At 73.5% G+C, this 21,607-nt stretch carries 3 protein-coding genes; all 3 read left to right on the top strand.

Features of this window, described 5'->3' with window-relative positions:
- Positions 1 to 10: 10 nt before the first annotated feature.
- From ACFYOP_RS20885 to ACFYOP_RS20875, 3 genes are read left to right on the top strand one after another with little or no spacing between them, the layout of a single operon-like run.
- Entirely contained in the window at positions 11 to 7,606 is a 7,596-nt protein-coding gene (locus ACFYOP_RS20885) for an amino acid adenylation domain-containing protein (RefSeq protein WP_388452312.1), read from the top strand.
- Positions 7,603 to 10,875 carry an amino acid adenylation domain-containing protein gene (locus tag ACFYOP_RS20880; RefSeq protein WP_356897895.1) on the top strand — a complete coding sequence of 1,091 codons (3,273 nt, stop codon included), beginning with the start codon at positions 7,603 to 7,605 and terminating at the stop codon, positions 10,873 to 10,875. Before ACFYOP_RS20885 ends, ACFYOP_RS20880 begins: the two co-directional genes overlap by 4 nt.
- Positions 10,872 to 21,602 (top strand): amino acid adenylation domain-containing protein, encoded by a 10,731-nt coding sequence (locus ACFYOP_RS20875; protein WP_356897896.1) that lies wholly within the window; start codon positions 10,872 to 10,874, stop codon positions 21,600 to 21,602. The genes ACFYOP_RS20880 and ACFYOP_RS20875 overlap by 4 nt, the downstream gene beginning before the upstream one ends.
- Positions 21,603 to 21,607: the final 5 nt, after the last annotated feature.

Raw genomic sequence — 21,607 nt, 5'->3', positions numbered from 1 at the left:
ACCCACGGCCATGGCTGAAGCCCAGGCGACCCCCGATATAGCTGTGATCGGCATGGCGGGGCGGCTGCCCGGTGCCGACAACCTGACCGAGTTCTGGCAGAACCTGCGGGACGGGGTCGAGTCGGTCACCGTGTTCCCGGACGACGAACTCGCCGGCCGGGTCGAGCCCGGCCTCCTGGAGGACCCGGCCTACGTCCGAGCCGGTGCCGTACTCGACGGCATCGACCGCTTCGACGCGCGCTTCTTCGGATACAGCGCACGGGAGGCGGCACTGCTGGACCCGCAGCACCGGATCCTGCTGGAGTGCGCCTGGCACGCGCTGGAGGACGCAGGGCATCCCGAGGGCGGCCAGGGCGTCGGCGTGTACGCCGGATGCAGCCTGTCCGGCTACCTGCTCAACAACCTGCTCCCCGGCCGGCGCGTGGACGCCTCCGCCGCCGGGTTCGAACTGCTCATCGCCAACGACAAGGACTACCTGGCCAGCCGCATCGGCTACAAGCTCGGCCTGGAGGGACCCGCGGTCTCCGTCCAGACGGCCTGTTCGTCCTCACTGGTCGCCGTGCACCTCGCGGCCCAGGCCCTGCTGGCCTACGAGTGCGATCTGGCTCTCGCCGGTGGTGCCACCGTCCGTGTCCCGCACCGCGTCGGCTACCGCTTCGAAGAGGGCATGATCCTCTCCCCGGACGGGCACTGCCGTCCCTTCGACGCAGGGGCCAACGGAACCATCGGCGGCAGCGGGGCCGGTGTGGTGGTCCTCAAGCGGCTCGCCGACGCCCTCGCCGACGGCGACCGCGTCGACGCCGTGATCAAGGGATCGGCCCTCACCAACGACGGCTCCGACAAGGTCGGTTACACCGCACCCAGCGTGCACGGCCAGGCCGCCGCCGTCGCCGCAGCACTGGCCGTCGGGAACGTCGACGCGGACACTGTGACCGCCATCGAGGCGCACGGCACGGGCACCCCGCTGGGCGACCCCGTGGAGATCGCCGCCCTCACCGAGGCGTTCCGTGCGAGCACCGACCGCAGCGGGTACTGCGCCCTCGGCTCGGTCAAGGCGAACATCGGGCACCTCGACAGCGCGGCCGGCATATCGGGGCTGATCAAGGCAGTGCTTCAGCTCAAGCACCGCCGGCTCGCCCCCACCGTCAACTTCCACGTACCCAACCCCCGCATCGACTTCGCCACCTCGCCGTTCTTCGTCAACGACCGGCTGCGGGACTGGAAATCGGAGGGTGGCACCCCGCTGCGGATCGGCGTCAGCTCCTTCGGCTTCGGCGGCACCAACGCGCACGTCGTACTGGAGGAGGGCCCAGAGCCCGCGCATCCGGCGCCACCCCGGCGCCCGGTCCAGCTGCTGACACTGTCGGCACGCACCCCCGATGCCCTCGACACGTCGGGCGCCGCGCTCACCGCGGCCCTTCGGTCCCCGGACGCGGCCGATCTCGCCGACATCGCCCACACCCTGCACCGCGGGCGCAGGTCCTTCGAGTACCGGCGCGCGGTCGTCGGCAGTGACCACGACCGGACCGCCGAACGCCTCGGCGGCCAGGACGCCGCGTACACGGCGAACGGACGCGCCCGGGGCGGTGCCGGGATCGCCCTGCTGCTGCCGGGCCAGGGCAGCCAGTACCCCGGCATGGGACGCGAACTGTACGACGGCGAGCCCGGCTTCAGGGAGCGCGTCGACACCTGTGCGGACCTGTTGCGGCCGCACCTCGACCGCGACCTGCGCGACCTGCTGTACCCCGCGGACACCACCCCCGCCGCCCTGCGGGAAGCAGCCGATGCCCTGCAGCGCACGGCGTTCGCCCAACCCGCCCTGTTCACCGTGGAGTACGCCCTGGCCGGTCTGCTCGCCGACTGGGGGCTGCGCCCCGACGCCCTGCTGGGGCACAGCGTCGGTGAGATCACCGCGGCCTGCCTGGCAGGTGCCCTGCCGCTGCCCGACGCCGTACGGCTCGTCGCACGACGCGGCGCCCTCATGCAGGAGCTGGAGCCGGGCAGCATGCTCTCCGTCGCCCTCGACGAAGAGGCCCTGCGCGCGATGCTGCCCGAAGCGCTGACCGTGGCGGCGGTGAACGCGCCAAGCCTGTGCGTCGTCGCCGGTCCCGTCGACGCCGTCGACGGGTTCGCACGCGAACTGGAGCGGCAGGAGATCGGCCACCGGCGCCTGCACACCTCGCACGCCTTCCACTCGCCCATGGTCGACCCCGCCCTGCCCGGCCTGACCGAGGAGGGCGCGGGACTTGCCCTCCAAGAGCCCGACGTGCCCTGGCTGTCCAACCGGACCGGCGACTGGATCACGGCCGCCGACCTCGCCGACCCCGGCTACTGGGCCGGCCACGCGCGTGACACCGTCCGCTTCGGCGACGGCGTACGCCGCCTGCTGGAACGCGACGACCTGCTGCTCGTCGAGGTGGGCCCCGGCCGGACACTGTCGACCCTCGCACGCGGCGCCGACGGCGCCCTGAACCGCACCATCGTGCCGACCCTGCCCGGGCCCGGCAGCGACGCGTGTGCGCAGGAGTTCCTGCTCGCCGCCGTGGGACGGCTGTGGACAGCGGGGGCAGAGACCGACTGGGAGGCCCTCGACGGCACCGGTCGCCGCCGGGTCGCCCTGCCGGGATACCCGTTCCAGCGCCGGCGCCACTGGATCGAGGCACCGGCATCCACCGGCGCCGAGCCGGCCTCCCTCGACGCCGTCGTGGAGGACGACGCCGAGGCGGAGCCCGTCGTCCACGATTCCCGGCCCGCCCTGTCCACCGCCTACCAGGAGCCGCGCGGCCCGCGGGAGGCGGCCGTCGCCGCCATCTGGGAGGACCTGCTGGGCATCGCCCCGGTCGGCGTGCACGACGGCTTCATCGAACTCGGCGGCCACTCTCTGCTCGCCACCCAGGTCGTGGCCCGCATCCGCAGCGACCTCGGTGTCACCGTGCCCATGCGCGAGCTGGTCCGGGCCTCCACCGTCGCCGCGGTCGCCGACCTCGTGGCCCGGCACGGCGGAGCCGGCGACGAACGGCCGGCGGAGGCGTTGCCGGTCGCCGTCGCGGACCCGGACCACCTGTACGAGCCGTTCCCGCTCACGGAGATCCAGCAGGCCCAGTGGATCGGCCGGATGGGCAACTTCACGCTCGGCAACGTCGCCGCCCACATCTACTGGGAGGTCGAGAACACCGGCATCGACCTGGACGCGCTCGAAAGCGCCTGGAACCAGTTGATGCGCCGGCACCCCATGCTCAACGCCGTCCTGACCGACGACGGCCGCCAGCGCATCCTGCCCGACCCCGTCCGCTATGCCTTCGACCGCGTCGACCTGCGCGACATGCCGGAGGCCGAACGCGTACACCGCCTCGACGAACGCAGGGAGCGCCTCTCCCACGAGATGCGACCCACCGACACCTGGCCCCTGTTCGGCATCACGGCGGTACTCCTTCCTGAGGACCGGACACGGCTGTACCTCAGCTTCGACCTCCTCATCGCCGACATCGGCAGCATCCGCATCCTCCTCCAGGAATGGCGCACCCTCTACGCCGACCCCACGGCACGACTGCCCGAGATCGGCCTCTCGTACCGGGACTACGTCCTCGCCGCGGCACAGGTGCGCGGCACCGCGCTCCACGAGAAGTCCCTCGATCACTGGCGGCGGCGCGTCGCCGAACTCCCGCCCGCGCCGGAACTGCCCCTGGCAGTGGCACCGTCGGAGCTGGCGGAACCCCGCTTCACCCCACGCAGCCACGTCCTCGACCGGGCGGCGTGGCAGCGGGTGAAGGACCGGGCCGCCGCGCACGGTGTGACGCCCTCCGCGGTGCTGCTCGCCGCCTACGCGACCGTGCTGGGCCGCTGGTCCCGGAGCCCCCGGTTCACGCTCAACGTGACGGTCATCAACCGGATCCCGGTCCACCCCGACGCCGACCGGCTGGTGGGCGAGTTCGCTTCCTTCGACCTGCTGCCCGTCGACCTCGAACGCGACACGGGCATCGCCGCCATCGCGCGCGCCCTCCAGGAGCACGCCTGGGAGGACCTGGAGCACCGCTACGTCAACGGCGTCGACGTCCTGCGTGAACTCGCCCGCCAGCGGGGCGGCACCAGCGGCTCCGTGATGCCGATCGTGTTCACCTCCACGCTCGTCCAGGACACCGGCGACCAGGGCGAGACGCTGTTCGACTGGCTCGGCGACCTGGTGCACGAGTCCGTCCAGACCCCCCAGGTATGGATCGACGCCGCCGTCCTGGAGACCAGCAAGGGCCTCTACCTCAGCTGGCCCGCCGTCGAGGAACTGTTCCCGCCGGGCCTGGTGGACGAGATGTTCGAGGCGTACTGCCGGCTGCTGGCGGAACTGGCGGCCGACGAGCAGGTGTGGTCGTCGGGGCCGGGAGAACTGGCACCGGCCGGTCATCGCGCGCTGGTGGCTGGGGTGAACGGCACCGGTGGTCCGGTGCCGGAGGGGTTGCTGCACGCGGGGTTGCTGGAGCGTGCGGTGGAGTGTCCGGAGAAGGTCGCGGTGGTGGCGGCCGATGGGGTGCTGACGTATGGGGAGTTGAGGCTGCGGGCGGCGGCGGTGGCGCGGCGGCTGTTGGCGGAAGGGCTGTCGCCGGGTGAGTTGGTGGCGGTGTCGATCGGTAAGAGCCGTGAGCAGGTCCTCGCGGCGTTGGGCGTGCTGATGGCGGGTGGTGCGTATCTGCCCGTCGACCCGGAACTGCCCGTGGAGCGGCGGCACTCACTTCTTGAGCGCTCGGGTGCCCGCGTGGTGCTCACCTCCGGCCGTGAGGCTCCCCTGGGGTGGCCGGACGGCATCACCGAGGAGTTGGTGGACCTCGGCGGACCGGTCGTTGAGGGGCCGGTGCCGGAGGTGACGGGCGCTGCGGGTGACTTGGCGTATGTGATCTATACGTCGGGTTCGACGGGGGTGCCGAAGGGTGTGGCGGTGTCGCATCGGGCGGCGTTGAACACGTGTGTGGATGTGTGTGAGCGGTTCGGGGTGGGTGCCTCGGATGTGGTGCTGGGGTTGTCGTCGCTGAGTTTCGATCTGTCGGTGTTCGATGTGTTCGGTGTGCTGGGTGTGGGTGGCACGTTGGTGTTGCCGCGTGCGGGGTCGGGGCGGGATCCGGGGCATTGGCTGGAGTTGGTGGTGGAGCATGGGGTGACGGTGTGGAACTCGGTGCCCGCGCTGATGGGGATGCTGGTCGAGCAGGCGGGTGATGCGGTCCAACTGCCTCTGGAACTTGTGTTGTTGTCGGGGGACTGGATTCCGGTGGAGTTGCCGGGCCGGGTGCGGGCGGTGGCGCCGGGGGCGCGGGTGGTGAGTCTGGGCGGGGCGACCGAGGCGGGGATCTGGTCCATCGCCTGTCCCGTCGGTGAGGTGGACCCGGCGTGGGAGTCGATCCCGTACGGGCGGCCGTTGCGCAATCAGCGTTTTCATGTGCTGGACGCGCAGTGGCGGGAGTGTCCGGTGTGGGTGGCGGGGGAGTTGTTCATCGCTGGTACGGGTCTTGCCGAGGGGTACTGGCGTGATCCGGAGCGGACGGCGGTCTCCTTTGTGACCCACCCCGTCACGGGGGAGCGGTTGTACCGGACGGGGGATGTGGGGCGGTGGCTGCCGTCGGGGGACATCGAGTTCCTGGGCCGGGAGGACTTCCAGGTCAAGGTCGGCGGCTTCCGTATCGAACTCGGTGAGATCGAGGCGGCGCTGGCCGGATGCGAGGGAGTACGGGCCGCTGTCGCCGCCGCACCCGGGCCACGGCACCACCGCCGCCTCGTCGGCTACATCGTGCCCGGACAGCCCACCGCCGAGACGGAGTTGCTGGAGCGGGTACGGGCGCATGCCGAGCGGCATCTGCCTGGCTACATGGTGCCCCCGGTCCTGAAGGTGATCAACGAGATCCCGCTGTCCGCGAACGGCAAGGTCGACCGCACCGCCCTCCCCGACCCCACGACCGACACCGCTTCCGCCCCGAAGGCCGCCCGCGGCGCCGCCCTCGGTCCCACCGCCGCCGCGCTGAGCGCACTGGCCGCGGAGATCATCGGCATCGACGGGATCGATCCGCATGCCGACTTCTTCACCCTCGGCGGCGACTCGATCATGGGCATCCAGATGGTGTCCCGGGCCGGGGCCCTGGGGATGGACATCACCGCCGCAGACCTCTTCCGGCACCGTACGATCGCCGATCTGGCCGCCGTCGTCGACGAGCGGGCCGCCGGAGTGGAGGCCGCGGACGACGAGACTCTGCCCCTCACGCCGTACCAGCGCGACTTGTTCGCTTCGGCGGCCCCGCAGACACCCACGGCGGCGCACCGCTTCGCCATCCCCGTCGCGGCCGACTTCGCTCCCGAGCGGGCCGAGGAACTGCTCGCGCTGCTGTGGCGCCGGCACCCCGGGCTGCGTATGCGGTTCGCTCAGGGCACGCGGGGCCGGCATCAGATCGAGGAGGGCCGGGCGGAAGACACCGCCCATCCGGTGAGGTACGTGCCGCTGATCGATCTGTCCGCCCTGCCTGCCGAGCGGCGGGTGTCGGCGATGGAGCAGATGGCCGACGACATGCAGGAGGAGCTCGACCCGTTGACCGGGCTCACCGTCAAGGCGGCCCTGTTCGACCTCGGCCCGGAGGACCGCCGGCTGGTCTGGCTCTCCCACGCGCTGGTCACCGATCTGCGTAGCGTCCAGCTGCTGTTGAGCGACTTCTCCGCGGCAGCCGAGCTGCTTCGTGACGGCCGGCCCGCCGACCTGCTCCCGCCGACGCGTCCCTTCGCCAGGTGGGTCCGTGCCGCGGCCGAACACACGGCGGACGATCCCGCCGCAAGCGAGGAACCCGCACCGGCTCCCGAGTCCGACGGCGAGCCCGTCCACCGGTTCAGCACCGTGCTGGACCGCGACGAGGCCGAGCGTCTGCTCGGCACGGCCGCGGCGGCGTACCGGCTCACCGGCCGCGAGGTCGCCATCGCCGCCCTCGCCTGTGCCGCCTTCGAGGCCACCGACCGGCACAGCCTGCGCTTCGCCGTGGAGGACGACGCCCGGCCGCTGAACCTGGCTGATCTGGACGTCAGCGTGAGCGTCGGCGCCTTCTCCCGGATGCTGCCGGTGACCCTGGAACGGCACGTGCCCGGCAAGACCAAGGCGCTGCTGACTGCCGCCAAGGAACGCCTGCGCGCGGCCGTGCGCGACGAGACGCTCTGCACGGGCGACACGGCCTCGCTCCTGCTGCTGCGGGATCTCGACGAGCTGGCCGAACTGCCCCGCGTCGGGTACCCCTTCACCCCGGACGGTCCGGTGGCGCCGCCCGTGTGGGACCCCGGTACCGCTCCTGGCCATCCGCTCGTCGTCACGACCTACCGCCTCGACGGCCGCTGGCACATCGACTGGGCCTGCCGAGGCGGGGAGGCCCGTGCCCTGGCCGAGGACCTGGCCGACCGCACCGCCGGGGCGCTGCGCACCCTCGCCGACCACTGCGCGGCGACGGACAACGGCGCGGTGAGCCCCAGCGACTTCCCGCTCGCCGATCTCGACCAGGCGGCACTCGCCGCCCTGGCCGCCGCCCTGGACGACGGGGCGGGCCCGGACGGCGACGGCTTCTCCCCGAACGACGGCACCGACCACGAGGTGAACCGATGAGGCTCGACGGCATCGAGGACGTCTACGAACTCTCCTCCGTCCAGGAGGGACTCCTCTTCCACAACCTGTTCACTCCGGGCGCCGGCGTGTACCTGGAGCAGATCACCCTCACCCTGCGCGGCGAACTCGACCTGGCCGTCTTCCGCCGCTGCTGGCAGACCATCGTCGACCGCCACCCCGTGCTGCGTACCAGCTTCCACTGGGAGGGCGTCGGCAAGGCGCTCCAGGTGGTGCACCGCACGGTGCCGCTCGACATGCCCGAACTGGACTGGCGGGACGCCTCACCGGAGGAACAGGAGGCCCGCTACGAGCGGTTCGCACTCGACGACCGCATGCGCGGCTTCGCCTTCGACAAGCCCCCGTTGATGCGCACCGCGCTGCTGCGCACCGCCGACGACACCTGGAGGTTCTTCTGGAGCTTCTCCCACCTGCTGCTGGACGGCTGGTCGTTCGGCCTCTGCTTCTACGAGCTGACCCGGCTCTACAAGGCCCTCGCCCAGGGGCGTGAGCCCGCCCTGGAGCGCCCCCGCCCCTACCGGGATTACGTCGCCTGGTGGAAGAAGCGCAGCACCGAGGATGCGGAGAAGTTCTGGACCCGCCACCTCGCCGGATACGAGCCGCCCGCGCGCCCCCTCGAACTGGGCAGCATCGACCGCAGACCACTCGGCCCGGGTGAGCCCAGCCACGGCATGCTGCCCGACCGCGACCTCGTGGCCCTGGTGCCGCGCCTCGGCGAGGTGGCCCGCGAGCACGGACTGACGGTGAACACGATCGCCCAGGGCGCCTGGATGCTGCTCCTCAGCCGCTACCTGGACCGCGACGACGTGATTGCCGGATCCACCGGCACCCAGCGTCCGGCCGGGCTGCCGGGAGCCGAGCAGATCATGGGCCCGATGCTCGCCACCATGCCGGTACGCGCGCAGGTGGACCCCGACGCGAACCTCGTCGACTGGCTGCGTGCCCTGCAACAGGAGATGGCGGAGGCCCGGGAGAACGCCGACATCGCCCTGCCCGAGCTGCGCCGCCTCGCCGACCTGCCGGGCACCACCCCGCTGTTCGACATGGACCTGGCCTACGAGAACGTGCCCGTGCCGGATATGACGCTGCACAACGTGGAGATCGGCGAGTCCACCTACGACGGGCGCCCGCACTTCCCGATCACCATGATCATCATGCCGGGCGAGCGGCTGCCGGTGCCGCGCCTGGTCTACGACCGCACCCGTTTCCCGGACAGCGCCGCCCAGCGGCTCGTCGACCACTTCTACACCGTCCTCACGGCGATCATCGACGACCCGAACCGGCGTCTGGGGGAGATCCCGGTGCTCCCGGACTCCGAACGCGCCCAACTGGCCGCGTTCACCGCCACCGAACCCGTGCCGGTGACGGGCACCCTGCACGAGATCTTCGCCGAGCGGGCCCGCAGCCATCCCGACAAGCCGGCCGTCGTCTGTGGCGAGGACCGCCTGTCCTACGGCGAACTCGACCGCCGCGCCAACCGCCTCGCCCGGCGCCTCACCGACCTCGGCGCCGGCGCCGGCAGCACCGTCGGCCTGGCGATGGAGCGGTCCACGGACATGCTGGTCGCCGTCCTCGGCGTCCTCAAGTCCGGCGCCGCCTACGTCCCGCTCGACCTGACCCACCCCGCCGAACGCCTCGCCTGCACGCTGCGCGACGCCGGTGCGTGCGCCCTGGTCACGCACGCCCCGGGCCGCGGCCGCGTGCCGGACTTCGACGGCCCGCGCGTCGACCTCGATGCGGACGCCGCCGTCCTCGACGCACTCGGCGACGAGCCGCCCCCACAGCAGGCCGACCCGGACTCACCGGCGTACCTCATCTACACCTCCGGCTCCGCGGGCCGTCCCAAGGGCGTCGTGGTGACGCACCGCAACGTGGCCCGGCTGGTCGCCGGGGCCGGCACACGCTTCGACTTCCGGCCGGACGACGTGTGGAGCATGTTCCACTCGTACGCCTTCGACGTGTCGGTGTTCGAAACCTGGGGCGCCTTCTGCAACGGCGCGACGCTGGCCGTGGTGCCGCGCGAGGAGGCGCGCTCGCCCGAGGCCCTGCACGCCCTGCTGCGCGAGCACCGCGTCACGGTGTTCAGCCAGACACCGTCGGCCTTCCGCCCGTACATGACGGTGGCGCTGAACGCACCGGACGACGAACAGCCCCCGCTGCGCTACGTCGTCTTCGCCGGCGAGCCGCTGGACGCGCCCGTGCTGACGCCGTGGGCCGAGCGGTTCGGCACCGAACGCCCGCAGCTGATCAACATGTACGGCATCACCGAGGTCACCGTGCACTGCACCTACCACCGGGTCACCGCCGCCGACCTGACGGGCGGCATCGCCAACAACATCGGCCGGCCGCTGCCCGACGTCTTTGTCCACGTCCTCGACCGGCACGGCAGGCCGGCGCCCGTAGGGGTGGGCGGCGAGATGTACGTGGGCGGGCCGGCCGTCGCCCGGGGCTATCGGAACCTTCCCGGGCTGACGAGGGAACGCTTCCTGCCCGACGCGTTCTCCGACGACCCCGACGCACGCCTCTACCGCTCCGGCGATCTCGCCCGCTATCTGGAGAACGGCGATCTCGAGTTCCTCGGCAGGGCCGACCGGCAGGTCAAGATCCGCGGCTACCGGATCGAGCCCGGGGAGATCGAGACCGTCCTGCGCGAGGACGACACCGTGCGCGACGCGGTGGTCGTCGCCCGCGAGGACACCCCCGGCGATCGGCGGCTGGTCGCGTACGTCGTCACCGGCGACGAGGACGGCCCCACCGAGCGGCTGCGCGAGTTCGTGCGCGCCCGCCTGCCCGAGCACATGGTCCCCTCGGCGCTGGTCCGGCTCGACGCCCTGCCGCTGACTGTCAACGGCAAGACCGACCGCGCAGCCTTGCCCGCGCCCGGCGGGGAGCGCCCCGACCTCGCCGCCGCCTACGTCGCGCCCCGCGACCGGCGGGAGGAGGCCCTGGTCCGGGTGTGGACGGAAGTGCTGGGCGTGGAACGGGTCGGTGTGCACGACGACTTCTTCGCCCTGGGCGGCCACTCGCTGCTCGCCACCCGCGTCGCCTTCGGCGCGTCGGCAGCCCTGGGCGTCGAGGTCTCCGTCCGGCTGGTCTTCGACCGGCCCACCGTGGCGGCCATGGCGGCCGGCCTGGCCGCCGCCACCCCTGACGTGCCGGCCGGCGAGCCGGCGTCCCCGGGCGCGGACGCCCCCATCAAGCGCCGCGCCCGCGTCACCCGGAACACCGAGGCGGGAGGTGACGCGGCATGACCCAGGAGACGTCCGCCGCGGACGCCGTCATCGGCGGCGCCCACGACATGTACCTGATGCCCTGTTCCCCCGGACAGCACCGGCTGTGGCTGCTGGAGCAGTTGGAACCCGCCGGGGCCGCCGCGCACGTGGAGCACGTGGCCGTCCGGATGCGCGGCCCGCTCGACGCGACCGCGCTCCACCGGGCCGTGAACACCCTCGTCGAGCGCCACGAGACCCTGCGCACCGCACTGACCGAGGCCGACGGGGAACCGGTGCAGGCCATCCGGCCGCACCTGACCGTGCCGCTCACCCGGATCGACCTCGCCGATCGCCCCGACGACCTGGACACCGTCCTGCGTGAGCGCGTGCTGGTCCCGTTCCGGCTGGACAGCGCCCCGCTGTTCCGCACTGCCCTGGTCGCCCTGGGGACGGACGACCACGCCCTCGTGATCGCCTTCCACCACGCGGTCTACGACCAGTGGTCCGGCAGCATCTTCCTGCGTGACCTGTTCACCTGCTACCGGGCCATCGCCGACGGCCGGAAGCCGGAACTGCCCGAACTGCCCATCCAGTACGGCGACTTCGCCGCCTGGCAACGGGAGCGCGCCGGGGACTCCCGTGAGCGGGCCGAACTCGACCACTGGACGCGCCGGCTGTGGGAACCGCCCGTCCTGGACCTGCCCACCGACCGGCCCCGCCCCGCCGCACGGGCCCACCGCGGCGCGACCGTCACCGGCGAACTGCCCGCCGACGTGGTGCGGGACCTGGGCGAGCTGAGCAGGGCGCACGGCGCCACCCCGTTCATGACCGCCCTGGCCGCGTTCGGCGCCGTACTTCACCGCTGGAGCGGCCAGGAGGACATACCGATCGGCACACCCGTCGCCGGACGGGACCGGCCCGAGGTCCAGGACCTCATCGGCTTCTTCGTCAACAACCTGGTGCTGCGTACCGACCTGACCGACGACCCGTCCTTCGAACGGCTCCTGGACCGTGTCCGCGGCACCTGCCTGGACGCCTACGCACACGCCGACGTGCCGTTCGAGCGGCTCGTGGAACACCTGGCGCCGCCCCGGGACCTGTCGCGCAGCCCGCTGTTCCAGGTGATGTTCGTCTTCGGCAACGTCCCCATGCCCGAGAACGACGAGCCCGGCCTGCCGCGCCTGGAGATGCTGCGCACCGACACCGGCGCCGCCAAGTTCGACCTGTTCTTCGCGCTGGTCCCGCAGGGCGACGCCATGCGGACCGTGCTGGAGTACGACACCGACCTGTTCGACCGGTCCACCGCCGAACGCCTGCTGGACCACTACCGGCGCCTGCTCGCCGCCGCCGTACGCCGGCCGCGGCTGCCACTGTCCGAACTGCCGCTCGCCTCCCCCGAGGAGGAGCGCCTGCTGCGGGAGTGGGGGGCCGGTCCGGTGCGGCCCGTGCCAGACGCGACCGTGCCGGAGGAGTTCGCCGCCCGCTGCGCCGCCCATCCCGACCGCGCCGCCGTCACCAGCGGGCCCCTGGCCCTGACCTACGCACAACTGCGCGCCCGCGCCGACGAGATCGCCGCCCGGCTGGTCGCGGCCGGCGTCACCCGGGGCTCGCGCGTCGCGGTCGCCCTGCCGCGCGGCCCTGAACTCGTCGCCGCCCTTCTCGGCGTCCTGCGGGCGGGCGGGGCCTACGTCCCCCTCGACCCCGCCCACCCGGCCGCCCGCATCCGCCTCGTCCTCGACGACGCCGGACCCCGCGCCCTGCTGACGACCCGCGCGCTCGCCGCACAGCTCCCCGACGGCGTCCCGACGGTCCTGCTGGACGCACCCACCGTCCCGTCCCCGTCGGCCGGACTGCCCGTTTTCCCCCGCCCCGGCGATCCCGCCTACGTCGTCTACACCTCCGGGTCCACCGGCCGGCCCAAGGGCGTCGTCGTCCCGCACCGCGCCCTGAGCAACCTGCTGCACGCCACGGCCCGCGAACCCGGCCTGCACGCCGACGACGTGCTGGCCGCGGTCACCACCGTGTCGTTCGACATCGCCGCCCTGGAGCTGTTCCTGCCCCTGTTGACCGGCGCCCGGGTGGAGATCGTCCCGGCCGACGAGGCGGCCGACGGGGAACGCCTCGCCGCCCGGCTGCGGCACTGCGCCGCCACCGCGCTCCAGGCCACGCCCACCACCTTCCGGCTGCTCCTGGAGGCGGGATGGCACCCGGGGACGCCGACGTTCACCGCCCTGTGCGGCGGCGAGGCCATGCCGCCCGACCTCGCGGCGGACCTGGTCGCGACCGGGGCCGCCGTGTGGAACATGTACGGCCCCAGCGAGACGACCGTGTGGTCCACGGCGCACCGCGTCCGGGGCGAGGAGGACCCGGTGTCCCTGGGCCGTCCCCTCGCCAACACCGTCGTACGCGTCGCCGCCGGACCGGACGGGTCACCGCGTCCGCTCGGCGCCCCCGGCGAGCTGTGGATCGGCGGCGCCGGACTGGCGGACGGCTACCTGGACCGCCCCGAGCTGACCGGCGAACGCTTCGTCGACCGCCCCGACGGCCGCTGGTACCGCACCGGCGACCTCGCCCGGTACCGGGCCGACGGGCGTCTGGAATTCCTCGGCCGCGCCGACTTCCAGGTCAAGCTGCGCGGCTTCCGCATCGAACTCGGCGAGATCGAGTCCGTGCTCACCGCGCATCCGGCGGTCCGGGAGGCCGTCGCCCACGTACGCGAGGACACCCCCGGGGACCCGCGGCTCGCCGCCTACCTGGTCCTCCGCGACGACGCGGGGGAGAAGGAGACCGTCGCCGAGGTGCGCGCCCGTGCCGCCGACGCCCTGCCCGCCCCCATGGTGCCCGCCTCATTCACCGTCCTGGACGCCCTGCCGCTGACCGCCAACCGCAAGGTGGACCGGTCCGTGCTGCCGGCCCCCGACGCCACGGCGACGGCCCACCCGTCCTACGAGCCCCCGCGCACCCACGCCGAGCGAGAGGTCGCACAGGTCTGGTGCGACGTCCTCGGTATCGACAAGGCCGGCGTCCACGACGACTTCTTCGCGCTCGGCGGTCACTCCCTGCTCGCCTCGCGCCTCGCCGCCCGGCTGCGCGCCCGGCTCGGCATCGACCTGCCCGTGCACACCGTGTTCAGGCACCCCGTACTCGCCGACCTGGCCGCCCGACTCCCCGCGCCGGACGAGACCACCGCGGCCGGCGCGGTCGTCCCCGCCCTGCCCCGCGACCCGGAGCGGTCCGGACCGCACGCCGGGGCCTGTCTCCTGCCCGCGTCGTTCCAGCAGCGCCGCGTGTGGTTCCTGCACCAGCTCGACCCGGACAGCGCCTCCGCGTACGTCATGCACGGTGCGCAGCGCCTCGACGGCCCGCTCGACACCGACGCGCTGCGCGCCGCCACCGAACTCCTCGCCCGCCGCCACGAGACGCTGCGCACCTCCTTCACCGTCATCGGCGACGAACCGGTCCAGGTCGTCCACCCCGACCCCGCGCCACTGTTCGAGCTGGTCGACCTGGAGGACCGGCCCGGCGCCGCGCCGCGGGTCCTGCGCGAGCGCGCCGAGGCACCCTTCGACCTCGCGGCACCGCCGCTGGCCCGGGTCGTGCTGCTGCGGCTCGCCCCCGACGAGCACATCCTGCAACTCGTCGTCCACCACTCGGTGTGCGACCGGCTCACCATCGACGTACTGACCCGCGAACTGGCCGCCGCCTGCACGGCCCTGCACACCGGAGACCGGCCCCGCCTGCCGGACCTGCCCCTCCAGTACGGCGACTACGCCCACTGGCAGCAGGAGTGGCTGGCGGGCCCGGAACCGTCCCGCCAGGTCGAGTGCTGGCGTGAACGGCTCGCCGGGCTCCCCGTGCTCGACCTGCCCACCGACTCCCCGCGGCCCGCCGCACCCCGCTACACCGGAGCCACAGCCACCCTCGACCTGCCGCCCGGCCTGACACGCCGGCTCACGGCGCTGGCCGAGCGGCACGACGCCACGCTCTTCATGGTGCTGCTGACCGGCTACGTGCTCCTGCTGTCCCGCTGGAGCGGCCAGGACGACTTCGCCGTCGGCTCCCCGATCGACAGCCGGACCCGCCCGGAACTGGAGAACCTCGTCGGCTACCTCACCAACAATCTGGTGCTGCGCACCGACCTGACCGGCGACCCCACCGTCGCCGAACTGCTCGCCCGCGTCCGCGAGACCTGCCTCGACGCCTACGCGCACGCCGACGTGCCGTTCGAGACGCTCGTCGAGGAGCTGCGGCCCGACAGGGACCTCGCCCGCAGCCCGCTGTTCCAGGCCATGTTCATCGCCGTGCACCTGGGCGCCCCCGGCCTGGAGCTGCCCGGCGTCCGGGCCGAGCCGCTGTCGCCCGTCACCGAGTCGGCCAAGTACGAGCTCACCTTCACCGCCTTCCCGCACGACGGCGGTCAGCGGATCGTCGCCGAATACCGCACCGATCTGTTCCGGCCCGACACCGTCGAGCGCATGCTGCGCCAGTACGCCACTGCCCTTGACCGGATGTGCGCCGACGAACGGCACGTCGGCGCCCTCGACGTACTGCCCGACGACGAACACGCCACCCTCGTCCGGTGGGGGACCGGTCCCGCACCGGACATCCCGCCGGTGTCCCTGCCCGGCCTGCTCGCGGCGGCCTTCACCGAACACGCCGACCGCGTCGCGGTCGCCGACGGCGAACACGCCCTGACCTACGCCGAACTCGACGCCCGCGCCAACCGGCTGGCCCGCACGCTCCGCGCCCAGGGCGCGGGCCGGGGCACCTTCGTCGCTCTGTTCATGGAACGCTGCCCCGACCTCTTGGTGGCCCTGCTGGGCGTCCTGCGGTCCGGCGCCGCCTATGTGCCGATGGAGATCAACTTCCCGCCGGAACGGCTGAGGCACATGCTGGAGGACTCCGGCGCCGCCTTCGTCCTGACCCAGCGGCACCTCGTCCCCGACCTGCCCGGCACGACGGCCCGCGTACTGCGTCTGGACGCCGACTGGCCCGACATCGCCCGGGCGCCGGCCGACCCGCTGCCGAGCGGCCCCTGCCCCGACGACCTGGCGTACGTCGTCTACACCTCCGGTTCCACCGGCCGGCCCAAGGGCGTCGCCCTCCCGCACCGTCCGGTGGTCAACTTCCTGCTCAGCATGCGGGAGGAGCCGGGCATACGGCAGTCGGACGTGGTCGCGGCGGCCAACACCGTCTCCTGCGACATGCCCGTCCTCGACCTCTACCTGCCGCTGCTGTGCGGCGCCCGCATCGAAACCGTCCCCCTGGCCGACGTACTGGACGGTGAGCGGCTCAGCGAGCGGCTGCGGGACGCCGGTGTCACCTACCTCCAGGGCACACCGACCACCTGGCGCCTGCTTCAGGAGGCCGGCTGGACCCCACCCACCGGTTTCACGGCCCTCGCCGGCGCCGAGAAGGTGCCCGCGGACCTGGCCCACCGGCTCATCGACGCGGGCGCGACCGTCTGGCACCTGTACGGACCGACCGAGACCACCGTCTGGTCCACCGTCCACCGGGTCGGCCCCGACGACGACCCCCTGCCGCTCGGGCACCCCGTCGCCAACACCGACCTGCTCGTCCTCGACAGCGCGCTGCGCCGCACCCCGATCGGCGTGCCCGGCGAGCTGTACATCGGCGGCGACGGTCTCGCGGACGGTTATCTGCACCGTCCGGACCTGACCCGGCAGCGCTTCGTGCCCGACCCACGCGACGCCGGCCGCCGCCTCTACCGGACGGGGGACCTGGTGCGCCACACCCCCGACGGGACGCTCCAGTTCCTCGGCCGCACCGACTTCCAGGTGAAACTGCGCGGCTTCCGCATCGAGCTGGGCGAGATCGAGTCGCTGCTGCGCGACCACGCGAACATCCGCGACGCCGTCGTGACCGTGCGCGAGGACACCCCCGGCGACCCGCGCCTGGTGGGGTACGTCGTCCCGGAGCACCCGTGCCGGTCCGAGACGCTGATCGAGGAACTCGACGCGCTCGCCCGCACCCGGCTCCCCGCCCACATGGTCCCCTCCGCGCTGATGGTCCTCGACGAACTCCCGCTCACCCTGAACCGCAACAAGGTCGACCGCGCCAGGCTCCCCGCCCCCGACGGGCGGCAGCGCACCGGCCGCAGCGGCTACGTCGAGCCACGCGACGACCGGGAGCGCGCCGTCGCCGCCGTCTGGGCCGACCTGCTGGGCCTGGACCGAGTGGGCGTGCACGACGACTTCTTCGCTCTCGGCGGCCACTCACTGCTCGCCACCCGACTGGTCACGGCGCTGCGCGCGACGACCGGAGGGCCCTTCACCGTGCGGTCCGTGTTCGAGCGGCCCACCGTCGCGGCCGAGGCCGAGCTGCTGCGCGACGTCGACGGCAGCCGTGACGACGCCGGCGGCAGTGAGGACGGCGGCAGCGGTGACGGCGGCGAGGGCGAGCCGCTGCCGGCTCCCATCCCGGTACGGGAACGCGCCCCGGGCGCCCACAGCCTCTTTCCCGCCTCCGCCCAGCAGCGACGGGTGTGGTTCCTGGACCGCCTCGCACCGCACAGCGCGGGCGCCTACCTCATGCGGGGCGCGCTGCGGCTGCGCGGCCGGCTGGACGTGGCGGCGCTCCAGAGGGCCGTCGACCTGCTGGTCGAGCGGCACGAGGCGCTGCGCACCGCCATCGTGACCGTCGACGGAGCGCCGGTGCAGCGCGTCGCCCGGCAGGCGGAACTGCCCCTGCGCCACGTCGACCTCGGGCAGGTGCCCCGGGACCGGCGCGAGGACCGGCTGCGTACCCTGCTGGCCGAGGAGGCGCAGCGGCCGCTCCCGCTCGACCGGGGGCCGCTGGCGCGCATCACCCTGGTGCGGCTGTCCGACGAGGAACACGTCCTCGCCGTCGTGACCCACCACGCGGTGTCCGACCGGCTGTCCACCGAGATCATGGTGAGGGAACTCGCCGCCGCCTACGGGGCGCTGACGAGTGGCACCGCACCGGAACTGCCCGCCCCGGCCGTGCAGTACGGCGACTACGCGGCCTGGCAGGAGGACCGCCTCACCGGCGCCGACCTGGCCGGACAGGTCGCCCACTGGAGCCGCCGGCTCGGCGGTGTGCCGCCGCTCGACCTGCCCACCGACCGGCAGCGTCCGACCCGGCAGACCTACCGGGGTGCCACTCGCTCCACGGTCCTGCCGAGTGAACTAACCGACGCCGTCGGCCGGTTGGCGGCCGACGAGGACGCCACGCCGTTCATGGCCCTGCTCACGGTTCTCGGCGCGCTGCTGCACCGTCTGTCCGGCCGGCCGGACTTCGCGATCGGCACCCCGAACTCCGGTCGCGCACATCCGCAACTCGACGGTGTACTGGGCTACTTCGCCAACACTCTGGTACTGCGCTGCGACGCCTCCGGCGAACCGACCTTCCGCACCCTGCTGCGCCGGCTGCGCGACACCTGCCTGGACGCCTACGACCACGCCGACGTGCCCTTCGAGCGCCTCGTGGAGGAACTGCGCCCCGACCGGGACCCGTCGCGCAGCCCGCTGTTCCAGGTGCTGTTCATCCTCATGCCGCTCCCGGCTCCCACTCTGCGCCTGCCAGGGGTGACGGCCGAGACGCTCGACATGCCGGGCGGCGGCGCCAAGTTCGACCTGACGTTCATCGTGCAACCGGGCGCGGACGGCGCGGATGACCGGCTGCGGCTGGAGTACAACGCCGACCTGTTCGACGACGCCACCGCGGAGCGGCTGCTCCACCGGTTCCTCACCGCCGCCACGGCCGCCGTCGCCCGCCCCGACGCTCCGCTCGCCGGCCTGCCCGTGCTGTCGGCGGACGAGGAGAAGGACCTCGACCGGTGGGACACCGGCGCGCCCGCCGGACCGGCCACCCGCTGCGTCCCCCAGCAGTTCGAGGCGCACGCCGCCCGCGCCCCCGAGCGCGCCGCGGTCCACGACGGCGAACACGCGCTCAGCTACGGCGAGCTGAACGCCCGGGCCAACCGGCTCGCCCACCGCCTGCGCGCCCACGGCGCCGGACCGGGCAGCCGGGTCGTGCTCGCCACCGAACGGTCCCGCCACCTGTTCACCGGCCTGCTGGGCATCCTGAAGGCGGGAGCCGCCTACGTCCCCCTCGACCCGGCCCACCCTGCCGAACGGATCCGTGGCCTGCTCGCCTCCTGCGGGGCCGGCCTGCTGGTGACCACGGCGGACGCCGCCGAGCGCGTACCGGACGGCGCCCCGCCCGTCGTCCTGCTCGACGCCGACGACCTCGCCACCGAACCGGACTGGGACCCGGAGCCCCTGTCCGGCCCGGACGACCTGGCCTACGTCATCCACACCTCCGGCTCCACCGGACGGCCCAAGGGGGTGGAGATCACCCACGGCTCCCTCACCCGGCTGCTCGACAGCCTCACCGGGCTCGGCTGGATCGGCCCGGACGACCGGATGGCGGCACCCACCACCCCCGCCTTCGACCTGTCCGTGCCCGACCTGTTCCTGCCGCTGGTCACCGGCGCCCGCATCGAGACGGTGCCGCCGGCCGAGGCGCGCGACGGGGCCGCCTTCGCGCGGCGCCTGCGGGACGCGGGCGTGACCGTCATGCAGGCCACCCCCACCACCTGGCAGCTGCTGCTCGACGCCGGCTGGCAGCCGCCCGCCCGCTTCACCGCCGTGTGCGGCGGCGAGCGCGTCCCCAAGGAGCTGGCCCACCGTCTGGCCCGTACCGGAGCGACCGTCTGGCACATGTACGGGCCGACGGAGGCCACCGTCTGGGCGACCGCGCACCGCGTCACCGGAACCGAGACCCGGCTGTCGCTGGGCCGCCCACTGCCCGGCATGCGTATCAGGATCGCCGACGGCGACGGACAGCGCGTCCCGGTCGGCGTCCCGGGCGAACTGTGGCTGACAGGCCCGCAGTTGGCGCGCGGCTACCACGCCGACGAGGAGCACACCCGGCAGCGCTTCGTCACCCGGGGCGGCTGCCGCTGGTACCGCACCGGCGACATCGTGCGCCACCGCGGCGACGGCGACCTGGAGTTCGTCGGCCGCGACGACACACAGATCAAGCTGCGCGGACACCGCGTCGAACTCGGCGAGATCGAGGCCGTGCTCGGCCGCCTTCCCGCAGTGGCACAGTCCGTGGTCACGCCGTACGAGCCGACGCCGGGAGACCTGCGGCTCGTCGCCCACCTCGTACCGGCCGCACCCCGGGCCCTCGCCGACGACGGCCGGGAAGCCCTGCGGGCCGCCGCCGAGATGCTGCCGTCCTACATGGTGCCCGCGGCCGCGGTGGTCCACGACCGGCTGCCGCTCACCGCGAACCGCAAGGTCGACCGCGCCGCCCTGCCCGCACCCGGCGGGCCCGCGCGTCACACCGCGGACGGCGTGCCCACCACCCCCACCGAGCGCCGCCTGGTGACGCTCTTCGGCGAAGCCCTCGACACCGAACGGGTCGGCGTGCACGACGACTTCTTCGCACTCGGCGGGCACTCCCTGCTCGCCGCGCGGCTGCACGACCGGATCGAGCGGGAGTGGCCGGGGGCCCCCGGCGTCCGCGCCCTGTTCGACCATCCGACCGCCGCAGCCCTCGCCGCCGTGCTCGACACCCGCGCGGAGGCGACCGCCGAGGAAGTGAGCCCCGAGGCGGACGTCACCCTGGACGGCGACATCCGCCCCGCCCGGCCCGCCACGGAGGTCGGCCCGCCCCGCGACATCCTTCTCACCGGCGGCACCGGCTTCCTCGGCGCGTTCGTCCTCGCCCGGCTCCTGGACGGCACGACGGCGACCGTGCACTGCCTGGTGCGGGCGAGCGGCCGCGCGGCGGCCGAGCGCCGGCTCGTGGACCACCTCACCGCGCTGAGGTTGTGGGACCCCGCCTGGGCCGGGCGGATCAAGCCCGTGTGCGGAGACCTCGCCGAGCCCCTCCTGGGACTCACAGCCGAGGAGTTCCGCGTCCTGGCGGCCCGCGTCGACCTGATCCTGCACGGCGGTGCGGTCGTCAACTACGCCCTGCCGTACCGGGACCTGCGCGCCCCGAACGTGCACGGCACCCGCGAGATCCTGCGGCTGGCCTGCGCCGAGCGTGCCACACCGGTGCACCTCGTCTCCAGCCGCGCGGTGTTCGGCCGCGCCCGCGGCGGCGACACGCTCCACGAGTCCGAACTGCCGGGCACGCCCCCGTACGACGACAACGGCTACAGCCAGTCCAAGTGGACCGCCGAGCGGCTGGCCCGCGAGGCGGCGCGGCGCGGCCTTCCCGTCGCGGTGCACCGGCCCGGCCGCATCGCCGGCGACAGCCGCACCGGCCTGTGGCAGAGCGAGGACGTGGCCTGCCACCTGATGCGCGCCTGCGCCCTCACCGGCCTCGTCCCCGACACTGCCCTCGCCACCGACCTCGTGCCCGTCGACCGGCTCGCGGACGCCGTCACCGCCCTGGCGCTGCGCCGCGACGCACTCGGCGAGACCTTCCACTACGCCCCGGTGGGCAAGACGCCGCTGCGGCTGCTCGCCGACGCCCTGCCACCGGCCGGACACCCCGCCCGCCTGGTTCCGCCCCGCCAGTGGCACACCGCGGTACGGGACCTGGCCGACCGGCGCCCGGACGACGGCGGCCTCGCCCTGGTCGTCCAGGAGTACGCGCCGCTCGCCCGCGAGGACGCGGACGACTTCCGCGAGCCGGTCCACGACTGCGCCAACACGCTCCGGATGCTCGGCGCGAGCGGTGCCTTCCCGGCGGTCGACGCATCCCTGCTGACCCGCTACCTGCGGGCGATGACCGACCCGACCACGACCGAAAGCCGCTGACCGTG

Origin of the sequence: Streptomyces sp. NPDC006294 (assembly GCF_042870895.1) — a bacterium.
Lineage (GTDB): Bacteria > Actinomycetota > Actinomycetes > Streptomycetales > Streptomycetaceae > Streptomyces.
The sequence above is the reverse complement of the archived record's forward strand: the minus strand, read 5'-3'. Positions and strand labels throughout refer to the sequence as shown.

Bases quoted from the DNA above. Each gene is read 5' to 3' on its own strand.
- ACFYOP_RS20875 (WP_356897896.1), top strand. From the start codon at position 10,872: ATGACCCAGGAGACGTCCGCCGCGGACGCCGTCATCGGCGGCGCCCAC.
- ACFYOP_RS20880 (WP_356897895.1), top strand. From the start codon at position 7,603: ATGAGGCTCGACGGCATCGAGGACGTCTACGAACTCTCCTCCGTCCAG.
- ACFYOP_RS20885 (WP_388452312.1), top strand. From the start codon at position 11: ATGGCTGAAGCCCAGGCGACCCCCGATATAGCTGTGATCGGCATGGCG.